This window comes from Polaromonas sp. P1_G2, assembly GCF_056405515.1.
In genome coordinates, this window is sequence record NZ_JBFUBY010000969.1 from 1 (window position 1) to 494 (window position 494).

1 protein-coding gene is annotated in these 494 nt (G+C 59.3%); it reads right to left on the reverse strand.

Going from position 1 to position 494, the window contains the following annotated elements; all coding sequences use genetic code 11:
• Window positions 1-494, reverse strand: a 494-nt coding sequence (locus AC1D0P_RS28595) for an AAA-type ATPase lid domain-containing protein (RefSeq protein WP_477679822.1), incomplete at both ends; no start/stop codon positions are given.

The window sequence follows — 494 nt, forward strand, 5'->3', positions numbered from 1 at the left end:
GCGATAGACGGTGACGCCGAGTTCGCGGATCTTTTTACGCAGCGTGTTGCGATTGAGACCGAGCAGATCGGCAGCCTTGATCTGATTGCCGCGCGTGGCGGTCAGAGCTGCCAGGATGAGCGGATATTCCATCTCGGCCAGCACCCGGTCGTAGAGGCCAGGCGGCGGCAGGTTGTCGCCGAATTCGGCGAAATAGATGCGCATATTTTCTTCGACGGCCTGTGAAATCGAAACCGAGCCGGGCGCCGCACCGGGCTTTTCCGCGGGGCCGGCAGCGATATCCGGCTTCAGTTCAGAATCGGCGATCTCGCGGGTGATCACGTCCTGCGGATAGAGTGCTGTAAGCCGCCGGACGAAATTTTCCAGCTCTCGGACATTGCCGGGCCAAGGATAGGATTTCATCACGTCGAGCGCTTCGTTGTCGAAGCGTTTTGGCGCCATGCCTTCCTTCTCGGTCATGGCGACGAAATGGCGGACAAGATCCGGAATATCCT